The 25606-nt window shown below is 61.4% G+C and carries 26 protein-coding genes; 15 read left to right on the forward strand and 11 right to left on the reverse strand.

The annotated features are described in order from the left end of the window. Positions 1–158 precede the first annotated feature (158 nt). The 7 genes from OIU19_RS13220 to trpE all read left to right on the forward strand — a co-directional run bounded on the left by OIU19_RS13220 (position 159) and on the right by trpE (position 7762). Entirely contained in the window at positions 159–1283 is a 1125-nt protein-coding gene (locus OIU19_RS13220) for an ABC transporter ATP-binding protein (RefSeq protein WP_186552671.1), read from the forward strand. A gap of 40 nt (positions 1284–1323) precedes the next feature. Further along, on the forward strand, positions 1324–2358 hold the full coding sequence (locus OIU19_RS13225) for an ABC transporter substrate-binding protein (protein ID WP_264235362.1): 1035 nt from the start codon (positions 1324–1326) through the stop codon (positions 2356–2358). Between the two features lie 63 nt (positions 2359–2421). Further along, positions 2422–3669 (forward strand): ABC transporter permease, encoded by a 1248-nt coding sequence (locus OIU19_RS13230; RefSeq protein ID WP_186552669.1) that lies wholly within the window; start codon positions 2422–2424, stop codon positions 3667–3669. A gap of 11 nt (positions 3670–3680) precedes the next feature. After that, on the forward strand, positions 3681–4508 hold the full coding sequence (locus OIU19_RS13235) for an ABC transporter permease (protein WP_186552668.1): 828 nt from the start codon (positions 3681–3683) through the stop codon (positions 4506–4508). A 212-nt stretch (positions 4509–4720) separates the two neighbouring features. Further along, the gene (gene rpe, locus OIU19_RS13240; protein WP_186552667.1) at positions 4721–5395 is read left to right on the forward strand and encodes a ribulose-phosphate 3-epimerase; all 675 of its coding nucleotides are present in this window, start codon (positions 4721–4723) and stop codon (positions 5393–5395) included. Continuing rightward, complete coding sequence (locus tag OIU19_RS13245; protein WP_264235363.1) at positions 5392–6210, forward strand: phosphoglycolate phosphatase; 819 nt, start codon at positions 5392–5394, stop codon at positions 6208–6210. Before rpe ends, OIU19_RS13245 begins: the two co-directional genes overlap by 4 nt. A gap of 70 nt (positions 6211–6280) precedes the next feature. Next, positions 6281–7762, forward strand: a complete 1482-nt coding sequence (gene trpE, locus OIU19_RS13250) for an anthranilate synthase component I (RefSeq protein ID WP_264235364.1) — start codon at positions 6281–6283, stop codon at positions 7760–7762. Positions 7763–7878: 116 nt separating this feature from the next. Here trpE and estP read toward each other — a convergent pair whose 3' ends face one another. Then, positions 7879–9765: an esterase EstP gene (gene estP, locus OIU19_RS13255; protein ID WP_264235365.1), complete on the reverse strand. Its 1887-nt coding sequence runs from the start codon at positions 9763–9765 to the stop codon at positions 7879–7881. A gap of 372 nt (positions 9766–10137) precedes the next feature. On the opposite strand from estP, the gene OIU19_RS13260 reads away from it, so the two are divergent. The 4 genes from OIU19_RS13260 to OIU19_RS13275 all read left to right on the forward strand — a co-directional run bounded on the left by OIU19_RS13260 (position 10138) and on the right by OIU19_RS13275 (position 13399). After that, on the forward strand, positions 10138–10731 hold the full coding sequence (locus OIU19_RS13260; protein WP_186552663.1) for an aminodeoxychorismate/anthranilate synthase component II: 594 nt from the start codon (positions 10138–10140) through the stop codon (positions 10729–10731). 9 nt (positions 10732–10740) lie between these two features. Beyond that, positions 10741–11790 (forward strand): anthranilate phosphoribosyltransferase, encoded by a 1050-nt coding sequence (trpD, locus tag OIU19_RS13265; RefSeq protein ID WP_186552662.1) that lies wholly within the window; start codon positions 10741–10743, stop codon positions 11788–11790. Beyond that, on the forward strand, positions 11787–12623 hold the full coding sequence (trpC, locus tag OIU19_RS13270) for an indole-3-glycerol phosphate synthase TrpC (protein WP_264235366.1): 837 nt from the start codon (positions 11787–11789) through the stop codon (positions 12621–12623). The genes trpD and trpC overlap by 4 nt, the downstream gene beginning before the upstream one ends. Before the next feature lie 71 nt (positions 12624–12694). Beyond that, positions 12695–13399, forward strand: coding sequence for a lipoate--protein ligase family protein (locus OIU19_RS13275; protein ID WP_264235367.1), 705 nt, complete (start codon positions 12695–12697; stop codon positions 13397–13399). Here OIU19_RS13275 and crp read toward each other — a convergent pair. Further along, complete coding sequence (crp, locus tag OIU19_RS13280) at positions 13396–14040, reverse strand: cAMP-activated global transcriptional regulator CRP (RefSeq protein ID WP_186552659.1); 645 nt, start codon at positions 14038–14040, stop codon at positions 13396–13398. The genes OIU19_RS13275 and crp overlap by 4 nt on opposite strands. A gap of 191 nt (positions 14041–14231) precedes the next feature. On the opposite strand from crp, the gene OIU19_RS13285 reads away from it, so the two are divergent. Continuing rightward, a complete protein-coding gene (locus OIU19_RS13285; protein WP_186552658.1) occupies positions 14232–14654 on the forward strand; it encodes an OsmC family protein in 423 nt (140 codons plus the stop codon). Here OIU19_RS13285 and OIU19_RS13290 read toward each other — a convergent pair. The 7 genes from OIU19_RS13290 to hemJ all read right to left on the reverse strand — a co-directional run bounded on the left by OIU19_RS13290 (position 14620) and on the right by hemJ (position 19496). After that, positions 14620–15066: a hypothetical protein gene (locus OIU19_RS13290; protein WP_264235368.1), complete on the reverse strand. Its 447-nt coding sequence runs from the start codon at positions 15064–15066 to the stop codon at positions 14620–14622. The genes OIU19_RS13285 and OIU19_RS13290 overlap by 35 nt on opposite strands. Continuing rightward, positions 15063–16103: a DUF2157 domain-containing protein gene (locus OIU19_RS13295; protein ID WP_264235369.1), complete on the reverse strand. Its 1041-nt coding sequence runs from the start codon at positions 16101–16103 to the stop codon at positions 15063–15065. The genes OIU19_RS13290 and OIU19_RS13295 overlap by 4 nt, the downstream gene beginning before the upstream one ends. 10 nt (positions 16104–16113) lie before the next feature. Beyond that, complete coding sequence (gene coq7 / locus OIU19_RS13300) at positions 16114–16761, reverse strand: 2-polyprenyl-3-methyl-6-methoxy-1,4-benzoquinone monooxygenase (protein ID WP_186552656.1); 648 nt, start codon at positions 16759–16761, stop codon at positions 16114–16116. Between the two features lie 66 nt (positions 16762–16827). Then, a complete protein-coding gene (locus OIU19_RS13305) occupies positions 16828–17166 on the reverse strand; it encodes a histidine triad nucleotide-binding protein (protein ID WP_028942126.1) in 339 nt (112 codons plus the stop codon). 63 nt (positions 17167–17229) lie between these two features. Continuing rightward, positions 17230–18012 carry an SDR family oxidoreductase gene (locus OIU19_RS13310; RefSeq protein WP_264235370.1) on the reverse strand — a complete coding sequence of 261 codons (783 nt, stop codon included), beginning with the start codon at positions 18010–18012 and terminating at the stop codon, positions 17230–17232. A 78-nt stretch (positions 18013–18090) separates the two neighbouring features. Next, positions 18091–19038: a nitronate monooxygenase family protein gene (locus OIU19_RS13315; protein ID WP_264235371.1), complete on the reverse strand. Its 948-nt coding sequence runs from the start codon at positions 19036–19038 to the stop codon at positions 18091–18093. 32 nt (positions 19039–19070) lie between these two features. Further along, positions 19071–19496 (reverse strand): protoporphyrinogen oxidase HemJ, encoded by a 426-nt coding sequence (gene hemJ, locus OIU19_RS13320; protein ID WP_186552652.1) that lies wholly within the window; start codon positions 19494–19496, stop codon positions 19071–19073. A gap of 142 nt (positions 19497–19638) precedes the next feature. On the opposite strand from hemJ, the gene argC reads away from it, so the two are divergent. Both argC and erpA read left to right on the forward strand, forming a co-directional pair. Then, positions 19639–20673 carry an N-acetyl-gamma-glutamyl-phosphate reductase gene (gene argC / locus OIU19_RS13325; protein WP_264235372.1) on the forward strand — a complete coding sequence of 345 codons (1035 nt, stop codon included), beginning with the start codon at positions 19639–19641 and terminating at the stop codon, positions 20671–20673. 146 nt (positions 20674–20819) lie between these two features. Next, complete coding sequence (gene erpA, locus OIU19_RS13330) at positions 20820–21170, forward strand: iron-sulfur cluster insertion protein ErpA (RefSeq protein WP_186552650.1); 351 nt, start codon at positions 20820–20822, stop codon at positions 21168–21170. Positions 21171–21226: 56 nt separating this feature from the next. On the opposite strand, the gene OIU19_RS13335 is transcribed toward erpA, so the two are convergent. Beyond that, positions 21227–22318, reverse strand: coding sequence for an anhydro-N-acetylmuramic acid kinase (locus tag OIU19_RS13335; protein WP_264235373.1), 1092 nt, complete (start codon positions 22316–22318; stop codon positions 21227–21229). A 4-nt stretch (positions 22319–22322) separates the two neighbouring features. After that, entirely contained in the window at positions 22323–23744 is a 1422-nt protein-coding gene (locus OIU19_RS13340) for a peptidoglycan DD-metalloendopeptidase family protein (RefSeq protein ID WP_264235374.1), read from the reverse strand. 212 nt (positions 23745–23956) lie between these two features. Here OIU19_RS13340 and tyrS point away from each other — a divergent pair, with 212 nt between their 5' ends. Next, complete coding sequence (gene tyrS, locus OIU19_RS13345) at positions 23957–25156, forward strand: tyrosine--tRNA ligase (RefSeq protein WP_264235375.1); 1200 nt, start codon at positions 23957–23959, stop codon at positions 25154–25156. Positions 25157–25606: the final 450 nt, after the last annotated feature.

The raw sequence follows: 25606 nt of genomic DNA on the forward strand, positions 1-25606 counted from the left end.
GTAGCGATTGATTTATCTGAGGGCGTCAGCCTTGTAGGGCAATCCCTACACACAATCTTCCAACTGGATGATGGCATTCTCTCAGCACCCCCGATTTGCGGGCACTTGCGCCTTCTCTAACCTTCACTCACGCAGTCATCCAACAAGAAGGTGCAGGCATGAGCGAGGCGAATTCGAACGCTGCCACCAGCGAGACGCTGGTCAGTTTCCGTGGTGTGCAGAAGAGCTACGACGGCGAATCGCTGATCGTCAAAGACCTCAACCTGGACATCCGCAAGGGCGAGTTCCTCACCTTGCTGGGCCCTTCCGGTTCGGGCAAGACCACCAGCCTGATGATGCTGGCCGGCTTCGAAACGCCCACCGCTGGCGAGATCCAGCTGGCGGGTCGCTCGATCAACAACGTGCCGCCGCACAAGCGCGACATCGGCATGGTGTTCCAGAACTACGCGCTGTTCCCGCACATGACCGTGGCCGAGAACCTGGCCTTCCCCTTGAGCGTACGCAACCTGAGCAAGACCGACATCAGCGAGCGGGTCAAGCGCGTGCTCGGCATGGTCCAGCTCGATGCCTTCGCCAAGCGCTACCCAGGCCAGCTCTCCGGTGGCCAGCAACAGCGGGTGGCCCTAGCCCGTGCGCTGGTGTTCGAGCCGCAGCTGGTGCTGATGGACGAGCCACTCGGCGCCCTCGACAAGCAGCTGCGCGAACACATGCAGATGGAGATCAAGCACATCCACCAGCGCCTTGGCGTAACCGTGGTGTACGTGACCCACGACCAGGGCGAAGCGTTGACCATGTCCGACCGTGTGGCGGTGTTCCATCAAGGTGAAATCCAGCAGATCGCCGACCCGCGCACCCTCTATGAAGAGCCGCGCAACACCTTCGTCGCCAACTTCATCGGCGAGAACAACCGCCTCAACGGCACCCTGCTGGCGCGCAATGGCGAGCGTTGCCAGGTGCAGCTGGCGCGTGGCGAGCGGGTCGAGGCGCTGGCGGTCAACGTTGGCGAGGCGGGCGATCCGGTGACCTTGTCGATCCGCCCCGAGCGCGTACGGCTCAATGGCCACAGTGAAAGCTGCGTCAACCGCTTCTCCGGGCGGGTGGCCGAGTTCATCTACTTGGGCGACCACGTGCGGGTGCGCCTGGAAGTCTGCGGCAAAGGCGACTTCTTCGTGAAGCAGCCGATTGCCGAACTCGACCCGGCCCTGGCCGTGGGCGATGTGGTACCGCTTGGCTGGGAGGTCGAGCACGCTCGCGCGCTCGACCCGATTGCCGAAGCCCACTGATGGTTCGCTTAACCAACCCTGTACTGTGGAGAGAATAATAATGCGCAAGCAGTTGAAACTGACCGCCCTGGCCCTCGGCCTGTTCGCCGCAGGCCAAGCCCTGGCCGCGGACTTGACCGTGGTGTCGTTCGGCGGGGCCAACAAGGCCGCCCAGGTCAAGGCGTTCTACGAGCCGTGGGAGAAGGCTGGCAAGGGCAAGATCGTCGCGGGTGAGTACAACGGCGAGATGGCCAAGGTCAAAGCCATGGTCGACACCAAAAGCGTGTCGTGGAACCTGGTCGAGGTCGAGTCGCCGGAGCTGGCCCGTGGTTGCGACGAGGGCATGTTCGAAGAACTCGACCCCGCGCTGTTCGGTGACGAGGCCGACTACGTGCCCGGCGCTATCCAGCCATGCGGCGTAGGCTTCTTCGTCTGGTCCACGGTACTGGCGTACAACGCTGACAAGCTCAAGACCGCACCCACCAGTTGGGCCGATTTCTGGGACACCAAGCAATTCCCGGGCAAGCGTGGCCTGCGCAAAGGCGCCAAGTACACCCTGGAATTCGCCTTGATGGCTGACGGTGTCGCACCCAAGGACGTGTACAAGGTGCTCGCCACCAAAGAGGGTGTAGACCGCGCCTTCAAGAAACTCGACGAGCTCAAGCCGAGCATTCAGTGGTGGGAAGCCGGCGCGCAGCCGCCACAGTACCTGGCCTCGGGTGACGTGGTCATGAGCTCGGCCTACAACGGCCGGATCGCCGCGGTACAGAAAGAGAGCAACCTCAAAGTGGTGTGGAACGGCGGCATCTACGACTTCGACGCCTGGGCCATCCCCAAAGGCGCCAAGGACGTGGAAGAGGCGAAGAAGTTCATCGCCTACACCGTGCAGCCCGAGCAGCAGAAGACCTACTCGGAGAACATCGCCTACGGCCCGGCCAACTCCAAGGCCGTACCGCTGCTGGCCGATGCCGTGAAGAAAGACATGCCGACCACGCCTGAGAACATCGCCAACCAGGTGCAGATCGACGTGGCCTTCTGGGCCGACAACAGCGAGCAACTGGAGCAACGCTTCAACGCTTGGGCTGCGAAGAAGTAACTGCGCCATCGGAGCGCCGGGCATCTCCGGCGCTCCCTGTTTCCCAGATTTTCGGAGTTCGCCATGGCCATTGCAGTGCCCCTTAAAGAAGGCGCAGGTCCAAACCTGAAACAGCGCCTCAAGCATGCCGAGCGGGTCAACCGCTGGAAGGCCCAGGCGTTGATCGCGCCGCTGGCGCTGTTCCTGCTGCTGGTGTTCCTGGTGCCGATCGCGGCGCTGTTGTACAAAAGCGTCGGCAACCCCGAGGTGGTCGCCGGCCTGCCGCGGACCGTCGAGGCGATCGAGCAGTGGGATGGCAAAAGCCTACCGGGCGAAGAGGTCTACAAGGCGCTGAGCCTGGACCTGCCCGAGGCGCGCAAGAACCAGACCCTGGGCGATCTGTCCAAACGCTTGAACATGGAGCTGGCCGGTTATCGCAGCCTGCTGTCGAAGACTGCGCGGGCGCTGCCGTTGAAGACTGAACCTGGCTCTTATAAAGAAGCACTGCAAACCCTCGATGAACGCTGGGGCGATCCGGCCTATTGGCAGGCGATCCGCCGCAACACCAGCACCGTAACCCCGTATTACTTGCTGGCCTCGGTCGACCATCGTATCGACGACCTGGGTGAGCTGGCCAAGGCCACGCCTGACCAGGCGATCTACCTGGATATTTTCGCCCGCACCCTGTGGATGGGTGTGGTGATCACTGTTATCTGCCTGTTGTTGGCCTACCCGCTGGCCTATCTGCTAGCCAACCTGCCAACCCGGCAGAGCAACTTGTTGATGATCCTGGTGCTGTTGCCGTTCTGGACCTCGATCCTGGTGCGGGTCGCGGCTTGGATCGTGCTGTTGCAGTCGGGTGGATTGATCAACAGTGCGCTGATGGCCATGGGCATCATCGATGAGCCGCTGGAGTTGGTGTTCAACCGCACAGGTGTGTACATCTCGATGGTGCACATCCTGCTGCCGTTCATGATCCTGCCGCTGTACAGCGTGATGAAGGGCATCTCGCCGAGCTATATGCGCGCCGCAATCTCGCTGGGTTGCCATCCGTTCGCCAGTTTCTGGCGGGTGTACTTCCCGCAGACCTATGCTGGCGTGGGCGCTGGCTGCTTGTTGGTGTTCATCCTGGCTATCGGCTACTACATCACCCCGGCGCTGCTGGGCAGCCCGAACGACCAGATGGTCAGCTATTTCGTCGCCTTCTATACCAACACCAGCATCAACTGGGGCATGGCCACTGCGTTGGGCGGGCTGTTGCTGCTGGCGACCGTGCTGTTGTACCTGATCTATAGCTGGCTGGTGGGCGCTAGCCGCCTGCGCTTGAGCTGAGGAGCCTTGTCATGCTGAGTCCATACATGTCGCCCGTGGAGCGGGTCTGGTTCTACAGCCTGCGGATTCTCTGCGGCTTGATCCTGTTGTTCCTGGTGCTGCCGGTGTTGGTGATCATCCCGCTGTCATTCAACAGCGGCAGTTTCCTGGTCTATCCATTGCAGGGCTTCTCGCTGCAGTGGTACCACGACTTCTTCGCCTCGGCCGAGTGGATGCGGGCGTTGAAGAACAGCATCATCGTCGCCCCGGCGGCGACCGTGCTGGCGATGGTGTTCGGCACCCTGGCGGCGATTGGCCTGACTCGCGGCGACTTCCCCGGCAAATCGTTGGTGATGGCGCTGGTGATCTCGCCGATGGTGGTGCCGGTGGTGATCATCGGTGTGGCCAGCTACTTGTTCTTTGCCCCGCTGGGGATGGGCAACAGCTTCATCTCGTTGATTCTGGTGCATGCGGTGCTGGGTGTGCCGTTCGTCATCATCACCGTGTCGGCGACCCTGCAAGGCTTTAACTACAACCTGGTGCGGGCCGCGGCCAGCCTGGGGGCGTCGCCGCTGACGGCGTTTCGGCGGGTGACCTTGCCGCTGATTGCCCCGGGGGTGATCTCCGGCGCGTTGTTCGCCTTTGCCACCTCGTTCGATGAAGTGGTGGTGACGCTGTTCCTGGCAGGCCCTGAGCAGGCGACCTTGCCGCGGCAGATGTTCAGCGGCATTCGCGAGAACCTCAGCCCGACCATTGCCGCAGCGGCGACACTGCTGATCGCGTTCTCGGTGATTTTGTTGCTGACCCTGGAATGGTTGCGTGGACGTAGTGAGAAGCTGCGCACTCAACAGCCCAGCTAAGCCCACATTACGTGGGGGCGGGCTTGCCCCGCGATAGCGATTGCGAATACTCGATCGCTATCGCGGGGCAAGCCCGCTCCCACGTATCTCCTAATGATGCCTCCGCTGTCGGATCGAGCGCCAACTCGTCGACACGGATTGATACCAATCAGCCCGTATCGATTTCCCTGAGTTACAATGCGCGCCACCGTGATTCTGCCAACAGGTGCGCCATGCAGCCCTACGCTATTGCCCCCTCCATTCTTTCCGCCGATTTCGCCCGTCTGGGTGAGGACGTCGACAAGGTGCTGGCCGCCGGGGCCGACATCGTCCACTTCGATGTCATGGACAACCATTACGTCCCCAACCTGACCATCGGCCCGATGGTCTGCAGCGCCTTGCGCAAGTACGGCGTGACCGCGCCAATCGACGTGCACCTGATGGTCAGCCCAGTCGACCGGATCATCGGCGACTTCATCGAAGCCGGCGCGACCTACATCACCTTCCACCCAGAAGCCACCACGCACATCGACCGCTCGCTGCAGTTGATCCGCGATGGCGGTTGCAAGGCTGGCCTGGTGTTCAACCCGGCCACTGGCCTGGATGCACTGAAGTACGTGATGGACAAGATCGACATGGTCCTGCTGATGAGCGTCAACCCAGGCTTCGGCGGCCAGAAGTTCATCCCCGGCACCCTCGACAAGCTGCGTGAAGCGCGTGCGCTGATCGACGCCAGTGGCCGCGATATTCGCCTGGAGATCGATGGCGGCGTCAACGTCAACAACATCCGCGAGATCACCGCCGCTGGCGCTGATACCTTCGTTGCCGGCTCGGCGATCTTCAATGCCCCGGACTACCAGGAAGTGATCGCCAAGATGCGCGCCGAAATGGCCCTGGCCCGCCCATGAGTGGCTTCGAGCAGCTGTTCCCGGGGACGCTGCCCAGGCTGGTGATGTTCGATCTGGATGGCACGTTGATCGATTCAGTCCCCGACCTGGCCGCAGCCGTCGACCGCATGCTGCTCGAACTGGGTCGCCCGCCCGCTGGCCTTGAGGCGGTACGCCACTGGGTCGGCAATGGTGCTCAGGTTCTGGTCCGCCGTGCCCTGGCCGGCGGTCTTGAACATGAACAGGTAGACGATCAGCTGGCTGAACAGGGCCTGGCCTTGTTCATGGAGGCTTACGCCCAAAGCCATGAACTGACCGTGGTTTACCCGGGTGTGCGCGACACCCTGCGCTGGCTGCGCAAGCAGGGGGTGGAGATGGCGCTGATCACCAACAAGCCGGAGCGCTTCGTCGCGCCGTTGCTCGATCAGATGAAGATCGGCCGCTATTTTCGCTGGATCATCGGTGGCGACACCCTGCCACAGAAAAAGCCTGATCCGGCCGCCTTGCTGTTCGTGATGAAAATGGCCGGGGTCGAGCCTGGGCAAGCGCTGTTCGTCGGTGACTCGCGCAGCGATGTCCTGGCGGCCAAGGCTGCCGGAGTGAAATGTGTCGGGCTGAGCTATGGCTACAACCATGGCCGGCCGATCCATGAAGAAACCCCGAGCCTGGTGATCGATGATCTGCGTGCCCTGTTGCCTGGTTGCGTAGTCACCGACACTGGGATAACGTTGGCGGACCTTCAAGCCTCACAAGACAGAGAGTCCACCGTGGCGGTTACTGGCAAATTCTGGATGAAAGTCATCAAGGCCCTGGCCCGTTGGCGTTGGCGCGCCTGACTTCTGCCCGCCGGCCCCTGCCGGCACGTCCGTTTGCCCGACCCCATTGCTGCTTGCTCCGAGGCTACTCATGACCCGCGAAGAATTCCTGCGCCTGGCTGCTGCCGGCTACAACCGCATTCCCTTGGCCTGCGAAACCCTGGCCGACTTCGATACCCCGCTGTCGATCTACCTGAAACTGGCTGACCAGGCCAACTCCTACCTGCTCGAGTCGGTTCAGGGCGGCGAGAAGTGGGGTCGTTATTCGATGATTGGCCTGCCATCGCGCACCGTGATGCGCGTGCATGGCTACCAGGTGAGCATCCTGCAGGATGGCGAGCAGGTGGAAAGCCATGAAGTGGAAGATCCACTGGCCTTCGTCGAAACCTTCAAGGACCGCTACAAAGTCGCTGACATCCCTGGCCTGCCACGCTTCAACGGCGGCCTGGTTGGCTACTTTGGCTATGACTGCGTGCGTTATGTGGAAAAGCGCCTGGGCGCCTGCCCCAACCCGGATCCGCTGGGTGTGCCAGACATTCTCCTGATGGTCTCGGATGCGGTGGTGGTGTTCGACAATTTGGCTGGCAAGATGCACGCCATCGTGTTGGTCGACCCCTCCGAGGAGCAGGCCTTCGAGCAAGGCCAAGCGCGCCTGCAAGGCCTCTTGGCCAAACTGCGTGAGCCGATCACTCCACGTCGCGGTCTGGACCTGAGCGGGCCAATGGCGGCCGAGCCTGCGTTCCGCTCAAGCTTTACCCAAGCTGACTACGAGCGTGCGGTCGACACCGTCAAGGAATACATCCTGGCCGGTGACTGCATGCAGGTAGTGCCGTCGCAGCGTATGTCGATCGACTTCAAGGCCGCGCCAATCGATCTGTACCGCGCGCTGCGCTGCTTCAACCCGACGCCTTACATGTACTTCTTCAACTTTGGCGACTTCCATGTGGTGGGCAGCTCGCCGGAGGTGCTGGTGCGGGTCGAAGATAACCTGGTCACGGTACGGCCGATCGCAGGGACCCGCCCGCGTGGTGCTACCGAAGAAGCGGACCGGGCGCTTGAGGAGGACCTGCTCAGTGATGATAAAGAGATCGCCGAGCACCTGATGCTGATCGACCTGGGCCGCAACGATGTCGGTCGGGTGTCTTCGACAGGCAGCGTACGCCTGACCGAGAAGATGGTGATCGAGCGTTATTCCAACGTCATGCACATCGTGTCCAACGTGACCGGCCAGCTGCGAGAAGGCCTGACGGCGATGGATGCGCTGCGGGCCATTCTGCCAGCCGGGACCTTGTCGGGTGCGCCAAAGATTCGTGCGATGGAGATCATCGACGAGCTGGAGCCGGTCAAACGCGGCGTCTATGGTGGGGCGGTCGGCTACTTTGCCTGGAATGGCAACATGGATACCGCGATCGCTATCCGCACCGCGGTGATCAAGGATGGCGAGCTGCACGTGCAGGCCGGCGGCGGTATCGTGGCCGACTCGGTGCCGGCGCTGGAGTGGGAAGAGACCATCAACAAACGCCGCGCCATGTTCCGCGCGGTGGCCTTGGCCGAGCAAACGCCGCAAGGCTGATTATTTTTGGGGCTGCACAGCAGCCCTTCGCGTCGGTTCGGCGCCGCCCTTCAGAGCGGCGCTATCCCTGTAGGAGCGGGCTTGCCCGCGAAGGGCTGCACAGCAGCCCCAACATCTCAAAAGTCCAGACTCACAGCCAGGCTCACCCCCTGCTGAGTCAACTCATCACTCTTGCGCCAGTTGTAGTTCCCACGCACATGCACCCCCGCGGTCAGCTCATGCGACAGTCCTAAGCTGGCCCGTGTCAGATTGCTCTGCGGCGTATACCCGGTCAGGGTGAAGTCGTTCGCCGGCAGACTGGTCAAATGCATCGTCACATCTTGCTGGTCATCCTCGAACTCATGCTCGCGAGCGACTTCGGCAAACACGCGCGTCGAAGGCGCGAACTGGTAGCTGCCTTGCAACCCCGCCCCGAGCCGGCGCGATGTACGTTCCTGATCATCGAAGCCCAGCGCAGTCGAGCGACCACTGTTCTCGTCATAACCATCCACCTTGACCCGCGCATAGTCGGCGCTGATGAACGGCGCAAGCTGCCAGGCACTCGCCTCGGCTGCCAGGTTGTAGCCCAGGCGCCCGGTCAGCGCCCAGGCTTCGCCATCGGTATCACCCTTTTCACTGCGATCATTCACCCCCAGGGCAAACGTGCGCTTGAGGTCGCGGTAGTCCAGATGCCCGGCGCTCAGCGCTGCATCCGCCCACCAACGATTGGCCCGGTACTGGGCGAACACCGAGGCCAGGTAACTGTCGAGCTTGTAGTCCGAATCCTGTTCGCCGGCCTCCAGCTTCTGCCGATAGACCCCAGCGGCTACACCCAGGCGCCAAGCCTCGTCGAGCCGGTAGCTGCCGCCCACGGTCAGGTTATAGCCACGGCCATCGCCACTGGCGCTGCTGCGCTGGTCATCGAAGTCCAGATCCTGAGCGCCGGTGGCAACGATCGCCTGCCACTGACCGGCCGCTTGCCAGGGCGTCTGCCACTGATTACGCAACTCGTCTTGATGGGCACGCAGGCTGGCGTGGGCCATTTCGGGTAGCAGGGTCAGTTCCCACGGCGCAGAGATGATCGAATAGGCGTAGTCGGCAATCAGTTGCTGGCCAGCGATGGTCGGGTGTACGGCATCGTTGAACAGCAGCTTGGTCGGATCCGGGCTGGCGCCGTTTTCGCCATAGACCGGGTTCTGGCAACTGCTGCCGCTATAGCAGCTGGCGACCAAGTTCTGATCTGTAGCCAGGCCGAATTGCGCTGGGTTGGCCAGCGCCTCGCTGAGCAGTACGGGAATGTTCAGCGGGATGATTTCGGCATCGATCTGGCTCAGCTGATTGACCAGTGCCTGATTGAACACGCTCGACAGCTGCGACAGCGGGCCTTGCTGGGGCGTGCCGCTGAAGTTTGGGGTTTGGCCGAGATCGGGCAACAGCCAGACCATGATGTAGCGAGCGCCTCCCTGCTGTAGTGCCTGGGCACTGGCGGCCAAGCGTGTGCCGGCTGCGGCGGCCTCGATGGGGCTGGTGACCAGCCCTTGCAGGAAGTCATTGCCGCCGCCGGTCAGGTAATACATGGCATTTGGATCGGCGCGCAGACCGTTGGCCAGATAGCCATCCCGTTCGCGCAGCACGAGCCCGGCACCGGGGTTGCCTGGTGGGATCACCGTCTTCGAGGTGTCTGTGATTGAGTCGAGGATCTGTTCGGTGGTGTAACCGCCCACCGCCCAGTTATTGCCATCGGGACGAATGCCCAGCGAGGTCGAAGGGTTGAGGTCGTCGGGTGCGATCCCCAACCGCCCGCCAAGGATCATCGGCGATACCGGGGCGTAGTTGCCGTTGGCATCGCGGTTGGTGAAGCGCATGCCGTTGGTGCCACCGGTGAGATCTGGGAACTGCCCGGCGTCACTGAGACTGTCGCCAAACACGATCAGCGTGGAGTAGGGCGACGGTGCAGCGATTGCCTGGCTGCAGGCCAGGGCGAGCGAGCAGAGGGAGTAACGCAACAAGCGAGAAGTGCGCATGGTAGATGTCCTTTTCATTGTTTTTATCGACACGAGTGAATGACCTTAGCAAAACCAAGGGCATGCAGGGCTAGTCCATTCGTTTCTCCATATTTACCGGCATATTGCGCCCATCGCCTCGGTAAGCTACTGTGCCGGAACGTATGAACGAGACCTACCCCGTGTTGATCGTCAGCAAACTCTTGATGCGCGTTATCAAGGCTCACGCCCGTTGGCGTTGGCGCGCCTGACTTTATCTCCTGCCGGCCCGCCCGGCTCGCTCCTGTCTGCCTTCCTTTTGCTTGATCCAGCGCCCCGTGCGCGATTGCCCGCGCCTGCGGGCGGCAGTGGAAGGCTCGAATCAAAAGTCAGTATTCAAGAGGTTTGCCCCAGATGTTACTGATGATCGACAACTATGACTCTTTCACCTACAACGTCGTTCAGTACCTCGGCGAGTTGGGTGCCGAGGTCAAGGTCATCCGCAATGACGAGATGACCATCGGCCAAATTGAAGCGCTCAAGCCTGAGCGCATCGTCGTCTCGCCAGGCCCATGCACGCCGAGCCAGGCCGGCGTGTCCATCGAAGCCATCCTGCACTTTGCCGGCAAACTGCCGATCCTTGGCGTGTGCCTGGGCCATCAGTCGATTGGCCAGGCGTTCGGCGGTGATGTGGTGCGTGCTCGCCAGGTCATGCACGGCAAGACCAGCCCGGTGCATCACCGCGACCTGGGTGTGTTCGCTGGGCTGAACAATCCGCTGACCGTGACCCGCTACCACTCGTTGGTGGTCAAGCGTGAAACCCTGCCTGAGTGCCTGGAAGTCACCGCCTGGACTGCCCTTGAGGATGGTTCGGTGGATGAGATCATGGGCCTGCGCCACAAGACCTTGAACATCGAAGGGGTGCAGTTCCACCCCGAGTCGATTCTGACCGAGCAGGGCCACGAGCTGTTCGCCAACTTCCTCAAGCAGACCGGCGGCCGCCGCTAAGGACCGAACATGGATATCAAAAGCGCGCTGAGCCGCATCGTCGGTCATCTGGATCTTTCCACTGAGGAAATGAGCGACGTCATGCGCCAGATCATGACCGGCCAATGCAGCGAGGCGCAGATCGGCGCGTTCCTGATGGGCATGCGCATGAAAAGCGAGAGCATCGATGAGATTGTCGGTGCAGTGTCGGTAATGCGTGAGCTGGCCGAGAAGGTCGAGCTGCAAAGCCTCGATCAGGTGGTCGATATCGTCGGCACCGGTGGCGATGGCGCCAACATCTTCAACGTATCCACGGCTTCCTCGTTCGTGCTTGCCGCGGCCGGCTGCAAAGTGGCCAAGCACGGCAACCGCGCGGTTTCTGGCAAGAGCGGCAGCGCCGACCTGCTGGAAGCGGCCGGCATCTACCTGAACCTCACCCCGGTGCAGGTCGGCCGTTGCATCGACAGCCTGGGCATAGGCTTCATGTTTGCCCAGAGCCACCACAAGGCAATGAAGTATGCCGCAGGCCCGCGTCGCGAGCTGGGGCTGCGCACCCTGTTCAACATGCTCGGCCCGCTTACGAATCCGGCCGGTGTGAAGCACCAGGTGGTCGGCGTGTTCACCCAGGCCCTGTGCCGACCGCTGGCCGAAGTGCTGCAGCGGATGGGCAGCAAGCATGTCCTGGTGGTGCACTCCAAGGATGGCCTGGACGAATTCAGCCTGGCGGCACCGACTTTTGTTGCCGAACTGAAGAATGACCAGATCAGCGAATATTGGGTCGAGCCCGAGGACCTCGGCATGAAGAGCCAGAGCTTGCATGGCTTGGCCGTCGAAGACCCGCAGGCTTCTTACGAGTTGATCAAAGATGCCTTGGGTCGGCGCAAGACCGAGAACGGCCAGAAAGCCGCTGAGATGATTGTGCTCAATGCCGGCGCTGCGCTGTACGCTGCCGATCACGCAATGACCTTGGCCCAGGGCGTAGAGCTGGCTCATGACGTGCTGCACACCGGCCTTGCCTGGGAAAAACTCCAGGAGCTGGGCGCCTTCACCGCCGTATTCAAGCAGGAGAACGAAGCATGAGCGTGCCGACCGTGCTGGAAAAGATCCTCGCCCGCAAAGTCGAGGAAGTCGCCGAACGCAGCGCCCGGGTCAGCCTGGCAGAGCTCGAGCACCTGGCCAAAGCGGCCGATGCCCCGCGTGGCTTTGCCAATGCGTTGATCGAGCAGGCCAAGCGCAAGCAACCAGCGGTTATTGCCGAGATCAAGAAAGCGTCGCCGAGCAAGGGTGTGATCCGCGAAAACTTCGTACCTGCAGAAATCGCCGTCAGCTACGAGAAGGGTGGGGCGACCTGCCTGTCGGTGCTGACTGACGTCGATTACTTCCAGGGGGCCGACGCTTACCTGCAGCAGGCGCGTGCTGCTTGCCGCCTGCCGGTGATTCGCAAGGACTTCCTCATCGATCCCTACCAGGTGGTCGAAGCTCGGGCCTTGGGCGCTGACTGTGTGTTGCTGATCGTCTCCGCGCTGGATGACGTGCGCATGGCCGAATTGGCCGCAGTGGCCAAGGATGTCGGCCTTGATGTACTGGTCGAAGTGCATGATGGTGACGAGCTCGAGCGGGCGCTGAACACCCTCGACACGCCTTTGGTGGGGGTCAACAACCGCAACCTGCACACCTTCGAAGTCAGCCTGGAAACCACGCTCGACCTGCTGCCGCGCATCCCACGCGATCGTCTGGCGATCACCGAGAGCGGTATCTTCAATCGCGCTGATGTCGAGCTGATGGAAATCAACGAGGTGTATTCGTTCCTGGTCGGTGAAGCGTTCATGCGCGCCGAGCATCCCGGGCATGAGCTGCAGCGGTTGTTCTTCCCGCAGCGGCCGGTACAGAACACGGTTCAGGCGCTGGACTGATCGCATCGCAAGCCGGCTAACGCCGGCTTGTTTGTTTTGACTGCTATGGCCTCTTCAGCACAGGTGAATTGATGACCGACCAACCTCTGGCGTTGACCGTCGAACAAGGATTGCACGCCGAGCAGGAGTTGCTGGCAGCGGTGTGCCGTGGAGAGCGTGATGCTGGCGTGCTGTTCTGGCGACCGACCGACCACGCGCTGGTTATGCCGCGGCGCATGAGCCGATTGGAAAACTTCGAGGCGGCCTGCGCCGAGCTGGCGATTGCCGGTTGGCCGGTGCTGTTGCGTGAAACGGGCGGCGAGCCAGTGCCGCAGTCGCACTCGACGGTCAACGTTGCGTTGGTCTACGTGGCGCCGCGCAGCGAAGGCGATCATGGCCGTATCGAGAATGCCTACGAGCGTCTATGCCTGCCATTGTGCGATGTGCTGCGCGAGTGGGGTGGAGTGGCTTCGGTCGGCGAGATCGACGGCGCCTTCTGCGATGGGCGCTACAACGTCAATCTCAATGGTCGCAAGCTGGTCGGCACGGCACAGCGCTGGCGTCAGGGCTTGGGCGGCAAGCGCCCGGTGGTGCTGGTGCACGGGGCGCTGCTGCTGGACAACGAGCGCGAGTCAATGGTGGCGGCGGTCAACCGCTTCAATGAATGCTGTGATATCGACCAGCGTTGCCGGGCCGATAGCCATATCGCCCTGCACGAAGTGGCGCCGGCCGTGCCATGGTTCGAGCGCCTGTCCCAGGCCTATGCGCAGGTGATCGCGCAGCTGCCCAAAGATTAACGGGTGCCGTAGACCACCATGGTCTTGCCCTTGACCTGAACCAGGCTGCGTTCTTCGAGATCCTTGAGGACGCGGCCGACCATCTCCCGCGAACAACCGACAATCCGGCCGATTTCCTGGCGGGTGATCTTGATCTGCATGCCATCAGGGTGGGTCATGGCATCGGGCTGCTTGCACAGGTCGAGTAGGCAGCGGGCAACCCGGCCAGTGACATCGAAGAACGCCAGGTCGCCGACCTTGCGCGTGGTATTGCGCAGGCGCTGGGCCATCTGGCTGCCCAGGGCATAGAGAATGTCTGGGTCCTGACGGGCCACTTCGCGGAACTTGTCGTAGCTGATTTCGGCGACTTCGCATTCGGTCTTGGCCCGAACCCAGGCGCTGCGCTGCTGCTCTTTGCCGGTTGGCTCGAACAGGCCCAGCTCACCGAAGAAATCGCCGTCGTTGAGGTAGGCGATGATCATCTCGTGGCCGTTGTCGTCTTCGATCAGGATGGTGACCGAGCCCTTGATGATGAACGACAGTGTTTCAGCCCGGTCACCGGCACAGATGATGTTGCTCTTGGCGGTGAAACGGCGGCGCTGGCAGTGCACCAGCAGCTTGTCGATGTTCTTGATCTTGGCGGAAAGGGCGGAGACGACCATCACGAAATCCTGTTCGATGTAACGCAGAGGCTTTTTATAAAGGGTGCCTGGCACTATGCGCCAGTCATTTGGCGCCAGCTTATCAGACACTGCGCCAGGCATTGGTACAAATGCGCTGCGTGTTGAGCTTTTCCGACAGCGCTACAGGGCTTAAGCTGACACCCTTTTCAGAATCTAGGGAGTCCAGCAACATGAAGGCACGCATCCAATGGGCCGGCGAAGCGATGTTCCTCGGCGAGTCGGGCAGCGGCCATGTGGTGGTCATGGATGGTCCGCCCGAGGCCGGTGGCCGCAACCTGGGCGTGCGCCCCATGGAAATGCTCCTGCTGGGCCTGGGTGGCTGCAGCAACTTTGACGTGGTCAGCATCCTGAAGAAGTCGCGCCAGGCCGTGGAAAGCTGCGAAGCCTTCCTGGAGGCTGAGCGTGCCAGTGAAGACCCCAAGGTGTTCACCAAGATCCACCTGAACTTCGTGGTCAAAGGCCGTGCGCTGAAGGAAGCGCAGGTCAAGCGGGCGGTGGAGTTGTCCGCAGAGAAATACTGCTCGGCCTCGATCATGCTCGGTCGTGCCGGGGTGGAAATCACCCACAGCTATGAGATCGTCGAACTCGGCTGATTCGTTCAAGGCCCCACAACAGGGCCAGTCCGGGCGCCAGTGCCAACAACAGGCTGGGTAGGTTCACGGCCAATAGCCCGAAGATTTCCGCGTTGCTCCAGGTACTGCCGAAGGCTTCGGCAAACAGCTGGCACTGCAGCAGCGCGGTCGTCGTCGCAGCTAGCAGGTAGGCGCCGATAAGCAATCCGGGCCTGCGGAAAAAACAGCCAAGCAGGACGAATAGCAATTGCCCGGGGACGCAGAACAGCAACAGCTCGCGCCCGCTGTTGCTGTCAGGTTCGATCAGGCCGGGCAGTTCGAAGGCGAATGCCGATTGCCTGACACTGGCCGTCATCAGGCAGACGAACAGGTACGCCACCAGGACCAACCCTAGGCTTTGCAGCAAGCGCACGCCGAGCCTGCGCAACTTCAACGGCGAAGCCCTGGAAGCAACTGCAGCAAGCTACTGGGCAGTTGGGCGCGCAGGCGCTTACTCAAAGCTTCGCGATGCTGCTGGTAGAGTACGCCCAATCCGATCACGCCCAGGCCAATCAAGGTGAGCACCAGCGGGAACAGCAGCGACTCAGCAAACACCTCATACGACAGATAGCCCAGATACGCCGCTACGCCCATCGCGCCAAATACCATGAACACGGGGCGGCGCAGCAGCACCGCCACTGCCATCAGGCCAAAGTTGATCAGGCAATACAGCGCTTTGCCCAACTCACTGCCGCTGTCCATTAGGGTCAAGCCTCCCCAGAATGCCGCCAGCCCTGCCAGGTAACCCCAGAAGGCGTAATCTCTGCGAGTGCGTCCATCGACCACAAGAAAGACCAGCAGCAGGGCCAGGCCGAACCATAGCGAGACAATCCGGCGTTGCTCCCAACTGAACGGCGAGCCATAGAACCACTCGCTCAGGTCGATCGACATGAACCACAGCGCCAGGGCAATCGGCATGACGATGAAAGGGAAGGGGATCAGGCGCAGCATCAGCAGGCCGGCGAGCACGGTGGCCGCTTCCATCAACAGCCAGCCGCCCTGCACGTAGGTGTAGTACTGGTGGTAATCGGCTTGCGCATCGTCCAGTGGCCACCAACCGAGCAGGCGCTCGATGGCGAACACCGCAAGTGGCACGATGCTGACCGCAACCGCGCCGAGCACTCCGCCGGCGATCGGCTGGTCACGGTGCTGCAGGCCAACGGCGAAGAGGGTCAACAGGGTGATATAGAGAAGTGCGATCACCAGCAGGGCCCAGTCGCCAACCCGCATCCACGCTTCGGTCAGCAGCCAGCCCATCGCGCCCATGATCAGCAGGGCGCCAAAATAGAATGCGACGTGGGCCAGCTGGAAACTGCCACGGCTTTGCGGCTGTTGCTGCAAAAAGTTCAGCAGTGCTTGAGCTTGGCCCGGCTGGAGAATGCCTGCGTGTTCGGCCTGTGCCAGATCCTTGGCATCGAAACGTTCCGTCATGGCCTTGTCCCTAGATGCGGTAAGTGCTCTTGGTCATCACTTTAGCCATCAGGCTCATGCCAAAGCGTACCGGTGCGGGGAAGCGATAACCGCCCGCTTCGAGCGCCGATTCGGCATGGTGCTCTTCATCGACACGCATCTGTTCAAGAATCGCGCGGGATTTTTCGTCCTCGCTCGGCAGTTGCTCGAGATGTTCGTCCAGGTGCTTGCACACCTGATGCTCGGTGGCGGCAACAAAGCCCAGGCTGACTTTGTCACTGACCAGGCCGGCTAGCGCGCCGATGCCGAACGACATGCCATAGAACAGCGGGTTGAGCACACTGGGATGGCTGCCCAATTGGCGAATGCGTTGTTCGCACCAGGCCAAATGGTCGATCTCTTCCTCGGCGGCGTGCTCCATGGCCTTGCGCACTTGCGGCAGCTTGGCGGTCAGGGCTTGGCCTTGGTAGAGCGCCTGGGCGCAGACTTCACCGGTATGGTTGATGCGCATCAGGCCGGCGATGTGCCGGGTCTGGGTTTCATCCAGCTCGGCGTCCGGTTGGACGATGGCCGGGGAAGGGCGGGAAGGTTGGCCGCTGAAGGGCAGCAAGGTGCGCATGGCGGTATCGGCCTGCAGCAACAAGCGGTCGAGCGGCGAATAGTGACGTTCGGTAGCCATCGGGCACCTCCGCAAGAGTGATGCCCGACAGTTTACCGCAATCCCCTGGCCGGGGCTTGCCTTGGATCAGCCCGGTGGCCAGTGCATCTGGCGTTGGCCGAGCACGTGCATGTGAATGTGGTAGACCGTCTGGCCGCCCAGTTCGTTGCAGTTCATGACCACCCGGAAACCATCCTCGCAGCCCAATTCCTTGGCCAGGCGCTGGGCGGTGAAGAGGATGTGGCCGGCCAGGCCTTTGTCTTCTTCGGTCAGGTCGTTGAGGGTACGAATGGGCTTTTTCGGGATGACCAGAAAATGCACCGGCGCCTGTGGGGCGATATCGTGGAAGGCCAGAACCTGGTCGTCCTCGTAGATGATCTTGGCCGGGATTTCCCGGTTGATGATCTTGGTGAAGAGAGTCTCCACAGCACTTGCTCCATGGTGAGGGTCCGGGCCGAGTGTACTCAGCGCGGCGTCGCTCGCCCAGTGCTATTGCGCTTCGAGCGGGCTGTAGCGGCGATTGATGATGCCGGCCAGCTTGCGCGCCAACCAGCGCGGCAGCACCCGTGGCAGCCTTGCCAGCCAGCGATTGCGCCGACCGGGCATGATCAGCGCGCGGTTTTTATCCAGCGCACGCACGGTGTAGAGCGCGACTTCTTCGGCGCTCAGGCAGCGCTTGCCGGTTTCCAGGCGGGGAATGTGCCGCCTGGCTGAGCGGACCGGGCCTGGGCAGAGGACCGAGACTTTGATCCCGGTACGCCCCAGCTCTTCGCGCAGTGCTTCGGAAAAGCTCAGCACATACGCCTTGCTGGCGGCATAGCAGGCCATCCACGGGCCGGGAGCGGCACTGGCCAATGAGGCAACGTTGAGGATCTGCCCGCCGCCCTGTACTGCCATCAGGTTGCCGATGGCATGGCACAGCCGGGTCAGGGCCAGGATGTTGACCTCCAGCAGGTCCTGCTCGTCGGCCCATTCATGGGCGAGGAACGGGCCGTAGGTACGTTGGCCTGCGCAGTTCACCAGCAGGTCGATGCGCCGTTCGCCTTCTTCAAGCTCCAGGACGAAGCCAGACAGGCGCAGGGGCTGGCTGAGGTCGCAGGCGCGCAGCAGCACCTCGACGCCAAAGCGCTGGGTCAGCTCGATGGCCAGCGGTTCCAGGGTTTCTCGATGGCGTGCCACCAGGATCAGGTTGCGCCCGCGCCGTGCCAGGGCTTCCGCCAGGGCCAGGCCCAAGCCGCTGGAAGCTCCGGTGATCATGGCGTAACGGGTCATGCAGGGCTCCTGGGGCGGCTGAAGAGGGCGCCTAGTGTACAGCCTGTCCGGGCAAGTTGTTGCCTTTTGCGAGTGCGCTCAAAACGGCAGTTGGCGCGTGCGCGCAACGGCTTGACGGTACTCGTCATGCAGGCGTTCGATCAGTGCCTGAGTGGTCGGCAGGTCGTGGATTTCACCGACACCCTGGCCGGCGGACCAGACTGTTTTCCAGGCCTTGGCCTCCTCGTCCAGGGGCTTGAGGCGGGCCTGTTCATGGCTGCTCTTCAGGCTCGCCAGGTCGTAGCCGGCCTGCTCCAGACTTTGCCGCAGGAAGCTTGCCGGGACACCGGAGACAGCAGGGGTATGAATGATGTCGGCCGCCTGGGCTTCGATCAGCATGTTTTTGTAGGCACTTGGGGCCTGGCTTTCTTGAGTGGCGATAAAGCGCGTCCCCATGTAGGCCAGGTCTGCGCCCAGTAGTTGTGCGGCGAGTACTTGCTCGCCGTGGTTGATGCAGCCGGCCAGCAGCAGGGTCTTGTCGAAGAACTGGCGGATTTCAGCGGCCAGGGCGAATGGGCTCCAGGTGCCTGCATGCCCACCGGCGCCTGCCGCCACCGCAATCAGGCCATCGACTCCGGCTTCGGCAGCTTTCTGCGCGTGGCGGCGAGTGGTGACATCATGAAACACCAGGCCGCCATAACTGTGCACTGCGTCGACCACTTCCTTCACCGCGCCAAGGCTGGTGATGACAATTGGCACGCGGTGTTCGACGCACAAGGCCAGATCCGCCTGCAAACGCGGGTTGCTCGGGTGGACGATCAGGTTGACCGCATAGGGCGCTGGCGCCGACAAACTCCCCAGGCCTGCCTCGATTTCCTCCAGCCAAGCCTTGAAGCCAGCGCTGTCGCGTTGGTTGAGGGCTGGGAAGCTGCCCACCACGCCATTGGCGCAGCACGCCAGGACCAACTGTGGGTTGGAGATCAGGAACATCGGCGCTGCGACTACCGGTAGGCGCAGGCGTTGTTCGAGCAGGGCTGGCAATGACATGGCAGGATTCCTATGCGGACGGCTGATTTAGCTCAGAACGGTTTGACCACCACCAGAATTACGATACCTAGCAGAATCACCACTGGCACTTCATTGAACCAGCGGTAAAACACGTGACTGCGGGTGTTGGTGCCAGCGGCGAAGCGTTTGCGCTGCGCGCCGCACATGTGATGGTAGCCGGTCAGCAGGATCACCAAAGTGAGCTTGGCATGCAGCCAGCCTTGGCTCAGCCAGCCGGGGGTGAGGTAGAGCATCCAGATGCCGAAGACGAATGTGGCGATCATCGCGGGGTTCATGATGCCGCGGTACAGCTTGCGCTCCATCACGGTGAAGCGTTCTTGACTGATGCTGTCCTGGCTCTGGGCGTGGTAGACGAACAGGCGCGGCAAGTAGAACAGGCCGGCGAACCAGCAGACCACGCTGACGATATGCAGCGCCTTGATCCATAGATAAAGCATGGAGGGTGTTCCTTCAGGTTTTCACGGTCGTCAGATAGTAGTGGTGAAGCGCCTCCAGGTGCATCCCAAGAGTTGTTACAGGCGGCTAGCGCCCCTATTATCGTGCGCTTTCCAGTCGGATCGTTGATAAGGGGCAAGCGTTATGATCAAGGTCGGTATCGTCGGCGGCACGGGTTACACCGGCGTCGAACTGTTGCGTCTGCTGGCGCAGCACCCTCAGGCCGAGGTTGCGGTCATCACCTCGCGCTCCGAGGCCGGTGTGGCGGTTGCCGACATGTATCCGAACCTGCGCGGTCACTATGACGGCCTGGCTTTCAGCGTGCCGGACAGCAAGACCCTGGCTGCCTGCGACGTGGTGTTCTTCGCCACGCCGCACGGTGTGGCCCACGCCCTGGCCGGCGAACTACTGGCCGCTGGCACCAAGGTGATCGACCTGTCCGCGGATTTCCGTCTGCAAGACGCGGTTGAGTGGGGCAAATGGTACGGCCAGCCGCATGGCGCACCGGAGCTCCTCAAGGACGCGGTCTACGGGCTGCCTGAAGTGAACCGCGAGAAGATCCGCCAGGCGCGCCTGATCGCCGTTCCGGGTTGCTATCCAACCGCCACCCAGCTGGGTTTCCTGCCATTGCTCGAAGCGGGCCTGGCTGACCCTTCGCGACTGATTGCCGACTGCAAGTCGGGGGTCAGCGGTGCTGGCCGTGGTGCGGCGGTGGGCTCGCTATTTTGTGAGTCGGGCGAGAGCATGAAGGCCTACGCGGTCAAGGGCCACCGGCACCTGCCGGAAATCAGTCAGGGCCTGCGCCAGGCTGCCGGCCAGGACATCGGCCTGACCTTCGTGCCGCACCTGACGCCGATGATCCGCGGTATCCATGCCACGTTGTACGCGACTGTGGTCGATACCTCGGTCGACCTGCAGGCGTTGTTCGAGAAACGTTATGCCAACGAACCGTTCGTCGATGTAATGCCGGCCGGTAGCCACCCGGAAACCCGTAGCGTGCGTGGTGCCAACGTCTGTCGAATCGCTGTGCATCGCCCGCAGGGTGGTGATCTGGTGGTGGTGCTGTCGGTAATCGACAATCTGGTCAAGGGCGCGTCTGGCCAGGCTGTGCAGAACCTCAACATCCTGTTCGGCCTGGATGAGCGTATGGGCCTGTCCCACGCCGGCCTGTTGCCGTAAAGCACTGTATTGATGAAAAGCCCCGCCGAGTGCGGGGCTTTTCATTGGGGGCGACTAAAGCCGCACAATTGTTGACCGATTTTCTCGGAGAAGCGGATAATGCGCGTCATCGAGTTTTATGGCGGCACTGCGCCGGGAGAGTCAACATGAGCGTCGAATCCTTCACCCCCACGGCTTTGGAATTCACCCAAGGTGCTGCACATAAGGTGAAGACCCTGGTTAGCGAAGAGGGCAATGATCGTCTGAAGTTGCGTGTATTTGTGACAGGTGGCGGTTGCTCGGGCTTCCAGTATGGCTTCACCTTCGATGAAGAAGTCGCTGAAGACGACACCATCGTCGAACGCGAAGGTGTTTCGCTGGTGGTCGATCCGATGAGTTACCAGTACCTGGCGGGCGCGGAAGTGGATTACCAGGAAGGTCTGGAGGGCTCGCGCTTCGTGATCAAGAACCCTAACGCTGCTACGACCTGCGGCTGCGGATCTTCGTTCTCGATCTAAACATCGCTATGCAAAACGCCGCGCAATTGCGCGGCGTTTTGCTTTGTGCTGTTGCTTCAAGCTGGATAGATGGCGCCGAGAACGCGCAAACCCTTGGCCGCTGTCACGCTCGGGCGATTGGCGGGGATGCCTTCCAGGCAGCAGTGGGCAAGCCAGGCGAACGCCATGGCCTCGACCCAGTCCGGATCGATGCCATGCGCTGCGGTACTGGCAACCTGTACGCCGGGCAGCAGGGCGGCCAAGCGCCGCATCAGTGCGCCGTTGCGGGCACCGCCGCCGCACACCAGCATGGCTTCGGTGCCTGTCTGGGCGTTACGGAGTGAGTCAACGATGCTGCGTGCGGTCAGCTCGAGCAGTGTGGCCTGCACATCTTCGTCGCGATACGTCGTCAGCTCGGCCAGATGGCTGTCCAGCCAAGGCAAGTTGAACACTTCGCGGCCGGTGCTTTTTGGGCCGCTGCTGGCAAAGAACGGATCGGCCAGTAAACGACCGAGCAGGCTTTCGATCGCTGTGCCGCTGGCAGCCCATGCGCCGTCGGCGTCGTAGGGCTGGGCGTGTTTGCGTTCGATCCAGGCGTCCAGCAGAACATTGCCAGGGCCACAGTCAAAGCCATGCACTGGCGTGGCCTGGTCAATCAGGCTGAGGTTACTGAAGCCACCGACATTGAGCACCGCCAGCCGCTGGCCGATGTGGCTGAACAGCGCCTCGTGGAAGGCCGGTACCAGGGGAGCACCTTGTCCGCCGGCGGCGACATCGCGGCGGCGGAAATCCCCCACCACACAGATACCCGTGAGCTCGGCCAGCAGGGCTGGGTTGCCAATCTGCACGGTAAAGCCGCGGGCAGGTTCGTGACGGATGGTCTGGCCATGGCTGCCGATCGCGCGAATGGCCTCGGGCGCCAAGCCCTGTGCCGCAAGCAGGTGTTTGATGCCTTCTGCTGCGAGGCTCGCCCAGCGGTTTTCTGCCAGGGCAGCGCGGGCTATCTCGTCAGGGCCGCTGGCGCACAGGCCGAGCAGCTCCTGACGCAAATCGGCAGGCATGGGTAGATAGTGGGTGGCGAGCAGCCGCGGCTGCTCGTGGTGTTCGATCAAGGCGATGTCCAGGCCATCGAGGCTGGTTCCGGACATCACCCCCAGGTAGAGCGCCATAAGCTCAGCGCTTGTTCGCAGCGAGCAGGGTGGCCTTTTCCTGATCCATGCGAGCGATCAGCGGTTGGCTCTGCTGCATGAAACGTTGGCGCTCGGCTTTGGCGATTGGATCGGCCATAGGCACTTTCTGGCTCAGTGGGTCGACGTGCACGCCATTGACTTGGAACTCGTAGTGCAAGTGCGGTCCAGTGGACAAGCCAGTGGTGCCGATGTAGCCGATGATCTGCCCTTGCTTGACCGAGCTGCCGGTCTTGATGCCTTTGGCAAAGCCTTGCATATGGCCGTAAAGCGTCTTGTAGCGGTTGCCATGGGCGATGATCACGGTGTTGCCGTAACCGCCGCGACGGCCAGCCAGTTCGATCCGGCCATCGCCAGCAGCCTTGATTGGCGTGCCGCGAGGGGCTGCATAATCGACGCCCTTGTGTGCGCGGATCTTGTTCAGGATCGGGTGCTTACGCCCATTCGAGAAGCGCGAGCTGATCCGGGCAAAGTCCACGGGGGTGCGGATGAACGCCTTGCGCAGGCTGTTGCCATCGGCCGTGTAGTAGTTGGTGTTGCCCTGTTTGTTGGTGTAGCGCACGGCGGTGTAGGTCTTGCCGCGGTTGGTGAAGCGTGCAGAGAGAATGTTGCCGGTGCCGACCACCTTGCCATCCATGACCTTCTGCTCGTAGACCACATCGAATTCGTCGCCTGGGCGGATGTCTTGGGCGAAGTCGATGTCGTAACCGAGCACCCGCGCCATATCCATGGTCATGCTGTGCGACAAGCCGGCGCGTTGGGCCGAAGCCGACAGTGAGCTCTTGATCACGCCGTGGGCGTAGGCGGTGCGCACCACAGGCTTGCTGACTTCGCGGGCGAAGGTATAGCCCTTGTCGGTTTTGCTCAGGCGGATGGTTTCAAGGCTGCTGACTTTGCTGTGCAGGTTGGTCAACTGGCCGTCTTTGTCGAGTTCGAACTGCAGCACCTGGCCATGCTTGAGCTGGCTGAACTGCTTGGCTTGCTTGCCGCTGGCCAGCACGTCATGCACGACATTGGCTGGCAGGCCAACCTTGGCGAACAGGGTCGAAAGGGTATCGCCGCGGGAAACCACCACCTCACGATGACCTGGCGCCTTGGCCTCGGCTTCGGGCTTGCTTTCAACACTTGGAGCCTCGGCGGTTTTCGCGGCCGGGGCATCAGCGTTTTCAATCTGGGCGAAGGGGGAGCCTTGTTCGCCTTGAGTCTGCACCAGCGGTGCAGCGTTGGATTCGTCTGTGAGCTGCTCGGCTGGGGTTTCCAGCTCAAGGCTGAGGGTGGTTTTCTTGGCTTCCACTTCGCTCGAAGGGAACACCAGCAAGGCCAGGCTGAGGAGGGCGGCAATGCCGCTCGCGGCCAACAGATGGCTTTTCGGATAAAGCGGAGGCGCTTTAGGCGTTTCGTTGGTCATAGGAAGGTGACTTTGAAAAAGGTGAAATGGAAAAGATGAATGACATGATGAAGATGAAATAACTGTATAAAATATAACCAAATCCGGTTTCGCGCAAGGGCGCGTAGACGCCGCAAGGCGCCAGGTAGGTCACATTCCATTGCCAAACTTGTATTTGACGGCCGATCTTGTATGGTTGGCTCCCTTTGAATCTGAGCCTTGCGGGTCTTTCTATGAAGTCGGTTGAAGAGCAGCTGGCGCTTATCAAGCGCGGTGCGGAAGAGGTGTTGGTCGAGTCGGAGCTGGTCGAAAAGCTCAAGCGCGGTCAGCCGCTGCGTATCAAAGCGGGCTTTGACCCGACGGCGCCCGATCTGCACTTGGGCCATACGGTGTTGATCAACAAGCTGCGCCAGTTCCAGGATCTGGGTCACCAGGTGATCTTCTTGATCGGTGATTTCACCGGCATGATCGGTGATCCGAGCGGCAAGAGCGCCACGCGTCCGCCGCTGACCCGTGAGCAGGTCCTGGACAATGCCGAGACCTATAAGCAGCAGGTGTTCAAGATCCTCGACCCGGCCAAGACCGAAGTCGCTTTCAACTCCACTTGGATGGACAAGCTCACCCCAGCCGACTTCATTCGCCTGGCTTCGCAGTACACCGTGGCGCGAATGCTTGAGCGTGACGACTTCGACAAGCGTTACACCACCAATCAGCCGATCGCGATCCATGAGTTCCTCTACCCGCTGGTGCAGGGGTACGACTCGGTCGCGCTGAAGGCGGACGTCGAGCTGGGCGGTACCGACCAGAAGTTCAACCTGCTGATGGGCCGCGAATTGCAGCGCGCCTACGGCCAAGAGGCGCAGAACATCGTCACTATGCCGTTGCTCGAAGGTTTGGACGGTGTGAAGAAGATGTCCAAGTCGCTGGGCAACTACGTCGGCATCCAGGAAGCACCAGGGGTGATGTACAGCAAGCTGGTGTCGATCCCCGATACCTTGATGTGGCGTTACTTCGAACTCCTGAGCTTCCGTTCCATGGAAGAGATCGAGCAGCTGCGTGCCGATGTCGAGAAGGGGGCTAACCCGCGAGACATCAAGATCAAGCTGGCTGAAGAGATCGTTGCGCGCTTCCATGGTGAAGAGGCAGCGGCCAATGCTCACCGTGCTGCGGGTAATCGCATGAAGGATGGTGAGCTGCCGGAAGACATCCCCGAGATCGAAATCGGCGCGACTGAAGACATGCCGATTGCTGCCATTCTGAACAAGGCTGGTCTGGTGAAGAACTCGGCTGCAGCCCGTGACCTGCTCAATGCAGGTAGCGTGAAGGTCGATGGTGAGGTGGTTGATCGGAGCTTCGTGTTTGCAATTGGTGCCAGCCATATCTGCCAGGCGGGTAAGAAGGCCTTCGCGCGGATTTCGCTGAAGGCGGAGTAAGGGCTGCTTCTATATAGAAGGATGTTCGCTGTTATATAGATAGAAAGCGGGGAGGCCGAAAGGCCTCCCCGCTTTGCTTTTAGCGCTTTAACTGCATTGTCGCTCTCTGTTGAGCCCCGCTGCACCTGTGGAAGCGGGCTCGCCCCGCGATTCTGACCCTAATTTCAACAATATTACGGTTTATTGAAATTAAGGGTTGACGGCCTCTCAGATCCCCTTATAATGCGCCCCACTTCCAGCGTAGTTGGAACGGAAAACTCCTTGATTATCAACGGGTTAGATGTTCCAGGCAGTACTGGAGGTGCTTCGATCTTCTGATCGGCAGCGGTGAAAAAAGGTAGTTGACAGCAGCTTGTAACGCTGTAGAATTCGCCTCCCGCTACGAGAGATCGCAAGCGAGTCAAGTGTTTGAAGTTGAACGAGTTTCTCGCAAAATACTTCGAAATAAAC

The organism is Pseudomonas sp. BT-42-2 (genome assembly GCF_025847435.2).
Lineage (GTDB): Bacteria > Pseudomonadota > Gammaproteobacteria > Pseudomonadales > Pseudomonadaceae > Aquipseudomonas > Aquipseudomonas urmiensis.

Excerpts from the sequence above, each read along its gene's own strand:
- OIU19_RS13220 (WP_186552671.1), top strand. The coding sequence starts at position 159 with ATGAGCGAGGCGAATTCGAACGCTGCCACCAGCGAGACGCTGGTCAGT.
- OIU19_RS13225 (WP_264235362.1), top strand. The coding sequence starts at position 1,324 with ATGCGCAAGCAGTTGAAACTGACCGCCCTGGCCCTCGGCCTGTTCGCC.
- OIU19_RS13230 (WP_186552669.1), top strand. The coding sequence starts at position 2,422 with ATGGCCATTGCAGTGCCCCTTAAAGAAGGCGCAGGTCCAAACCTGAAA.
- OIU19_RS13235 (WP_186552668.1), top strand. The coding sequence starts at position 3,681 with ATGCTGAGTCCATACATGTCGCCCGTGGAGCGGGTCTGGTTCTACAGC.
- rpe (WP_186552667.1), top strand. The coding sequence starts at position 4,721 with ATGCAGCCCTACGCTATTGCCCCCTCCATTCTTTCCGCCGATTTCGCC.
- OIU19_RS13245 (WP_264235363.1), top strand. The coding sequence starts at position 5,392 with ATGAGTGGCTTCGAGCAGCTGTTCCCGGGGACGCTGCCCAGGCTGGTG.
- trpE (WP_264235364.1), top strand. The coding sequence starts at position 6,281 with ATGACCCGCGAAGAATTCCTGCGCCTGGCTGCTGCCGGCTACAACCGC.
- estP (WP_264235365.1), bottom strand. The coding sequence starts at position 9,765 with ATGCGCACTTCTCGCTTGTTGCGTTACTCCCTCTGCTCGCTCGCCCTG.
- OIU19_RS13260 (WP_186552663.1), top strand. The coding sequence starts at position 10,138 with ATGTTACTGATGATCGACAACTATGACTCTTTCACCTACAACGTCGTT.
- trpD (WP_186552662.1), top strand. The coding sequence starts at position 10,741 with ATGGATATCAAAAGCGCGCTGAGCCGCATCGTCGGTCATCTGGATCTT.
- trpC (WP_264235366.1), top strand. The coding sequence starts at position 11,787 with ATGAGCGTGCCGACCGTGCTGGAAAAGATCCTCGCCCGCAAAGTCGAG.
- OIU19_RS13275 (WP_264235367.1), top strand. The coding sequence starts at position 12,695 with ATGACCGACCAACCTCTGGCGTTGACCGTCGAACAAGGATTGCACGCC.
- crp (WP_186552659.1), bottom strand. The coding sequence starts at position 14,040 with ATGGTCGTCTCCGCCCTTTCCGCCAAGATCAAGAACATCGACAAGCTG.
- OIU19_RS13285 (WP_186552658.1), top strand. The coding sequence starts at position 14,232 with ATGAAGGCACGCATCCAATGGGCCGGCGAAGCGATGTTCCTCGGCGAG.
- OIU19_RS13295 (WP_264235369.1), bottom strand. The coding sequence starts at position 16,103 with ATGACGGAACGTTTCGATGCCAAGGATCTGGCACAGGCCGAACACGCA.
- coq7 (WP_186552656.1), bottom strand. The coding sequence starts at position 16,761 with ATGGCTACCGAACGTCACTATTCGCCGCTCGACCGCTTGTTGCTGCAG.
- OIU19_RS13310 (WP_264235370.1), bottom strand. The coding sequence starts at position 18,012 with ATGACCCGTTACGCCATGATCACCGGAGCTTCCAGCGGCTTGGGCCTG.
- OIU19_RS13315 (WP_264235371.1), bottom strand. The coding sequence starts at position 19,038 with ATGTCATTGCCAGCCCTGCTCGAACAACGCCTGCGCCTACCGGTAGTC.
- hemJ (WP_186552652.1), bottom strand. The coding sequence starts at position 19,496 with ATGCTTTATCTATGGATCAAGGCGCTGCATATCGTCAGCGTGGTCTGC.
- argC (WP_264235372.1), top strand. The coding sequence starts at position 19,639 with ATGATCAAGGTCGGTATCGTCGGCGGCACGGGTTACACCGGCGTCGAA.
- erpA (WP_186552650.1), top strand. The coding sequence starts at position 20,820 with ATGAGCGTCGAATCCTTCACCCCCACGGCTTTGGAATTCACCCAAGGT.
- OIU19_RS13335 (WP_264235373.1), bottom strand. The coding sequence starts at position 22,318 with ATGGCGCTCTACCTGGGGGTGATGTCCGGAACCAGCCTCGATGGCCTG.
- OIU19_RS13340 (WP_264235374.1), bottom strand. The coding sequence starts at position 23,744 with ATGACCAACGAAACGCCTAAAGCGCCTCCGCTTTATCCGAAAAGCCAT.
- tyrS (WP_264235375.1), top strand. The coding sequence starts at position 23,957 with ATGAAGTCGGTTGAAGAGCAGCTGGCGCTTATCAAGCGCGGTGCGGAA.